Raw genomic sequence first — 2077 nt, 5'->3', positions numbered from 1 at the left:
AGAAGCAGTGCCAAGAGTTCCTTTGATGTAGATATTATTTCTACCATGATTTGAGCTAATGATGTCTCCTGTGATGCTAGCACCATTGTTGGCTGTAATGGTATTGGTATTTTGATTGTTATAGTTGTTATTGAGAGCAGTTATATTGCCAGCAACTTTAAGCATTCCACCCTCTATTGTGATGGTGTTGGTTCCTCCGCCATAAGATCCCCCATTAGCTTTGATTCCTTCTTTAATCTCTAGAGCTATTGCAGGTGTGGTAGAAGTTGAACTGGCTTTAGAAATAGTGATGGTATTGCTACTACTACCTGTAGAAGAAATGGATTGATTTACTTGCATTGAGCCAGTGATCTTTAGGGTGTTACTCCCAGCACCATATCCTGAATGATTGGCATTAAGATTATTTAATGTAAGAGTAGTAGAGTTAGATGGAGCTCCAGTAAGGGTGATAATATTGCTTCCACCATTGGCTATGATGTCTCCTGTGATCTTGGTGCTGCTTGTAGTTATAGTATTGCTTCCTTTCCCATAACTTCCATAAATTGCAGCAATATTTCCTGTAACTTCTAATCCTAGAGCATCAGAAGATGTAGAAGCAAATGTGGTTGGTGTTGAGCTAGATGTGTTAGAAGCATTATTTTTAATCTCATTGCTTGCACCATTAGAAGATTCAATTCCCCCTTTAATCACAATGGCGTCTGCTGTAATGATATTTTTACCACCACCTCTAGCATAGTTACTTGCCTTTAGAGCACCATTAATTTCTAGTTTGGCAGTATTGTTGAGTGAAATCGTATTCTCTCCATTTGTCCCACTAGAATCAATATAGCCTGTGATTTGTATATCTCTATCAGATGTGATGGTATTTTTTCCAGAACTAAAACCATCATGCTTTGCAATGAGATTACCGAGAGTAAGAGCAAAGGAATCCTCTCTAGTGCCACCCGCATTGCTATTACTACTAGTGATAGTGATATTATTTTGACCTGCAGAAGAAGCCGTGATGTTACCTGTGACATTGAGTGTGCTAGTGCCATCTAGGGTGATGGTGTTTTTTGGGGCACTGCTTGTAGTAAAACCATTTTGTTTTGCTTCTATACTGCCAATGTTTGCAGTTGAGCTAGTTTTTAGAGTGATGGTATTCCCATGGTCTTGATTATTAGAATAGCCATTGGATGTAGCATTTAAAGAAGTAATCTTTAATTCTGCATTTGTTAAATCAATTATATTTTTAGCATTGGTGCTGTTTACCTTAATAATCTCTACCATGCCATGATCTGCTGTGATGCTATTACTCCCTGTACCATAGCTATTTTGTTGAGCAGTAAGAGTTGTAATGCTAAGATGAGGAGTAGATGGGGTATTTGTGTAAGTTGTATCTTTGCTGAGTGTAAAGACATTTTGTCCGTTATTCTGCGCAGTTACATTTGTAATGGTTGCATTACTGTTGCCTTTTATATAAATAGAATTTTTTCCTGATCCATAGCCATCATTTTGAGTTTCTAGTGTGGTAATTGTGAGTGAAGCAGAATCAGTAGAGGGTGCGTTATCAAAAGTGATTTTACTTTCAGGGATATTAGCATCATAACCAATACCAATAATATTTTGACCATTGTGAGTCAAAGTGACTTTGTCTATTGTGAGATTTCCGCTTTTTTCTATAATATAATTGAAACCACCAATGGTGGAAGAAGTTGCAGCTTTTGTAGCACTTAGTTGTTGGATCTTTGTATTTCCCTTTTCAATGGCAATGACATTAAATCCACCATTAGCAGTGATTTTAGAAAATGTATTCTGAGAATCATTGCCCTTGCCACTCAGCAAGATAGTCGTGCGTGAGTCCATCCCCCCAGCACCTTGTGTGTTCAATTCTCCTTTGACTTCAATGCTTCCAGCTTGGATAATAATACCTTTAGTTTCACTCAATTTATTAGGATTACCAGAACCAGTTTTTTGAGCTGTGATCGTCCCATTTATAGTGAGTTTATGATCAACATTGGTGATAAGAAGTCGATCATTTTGTGAATTTAGAGTGATATTGCCTGTTACAGTGCCATCATTTGTAAAATTATATTCT

The 2077-nt window shown here is 37.3% G+C and carries 1 protein-coding gene; it reads right to left on the bottom strand.

What is annotated here, in order from left to right; translation table 11 throughout:
* On the bottom strand, positions 1–2077 hold a 2077-nt coding region (locus CQA62_RS06920), incomplete at both ends, for a beta strand repeat-containing protein (protein WP_170125571.1).

It is taken from the genome of Helicobacter cholecystus, from assembly GCF_003364215.1.
GTDB lineage: Bacteria > Campylobacterota > Campylobacteria > Campylobacterales > Helicobacteraceae > Helicobacter_G > Helicobacter_G cholecystus.
This window is presented reverse-complemented; position numbering and strand designations above follow the sequence as displayed.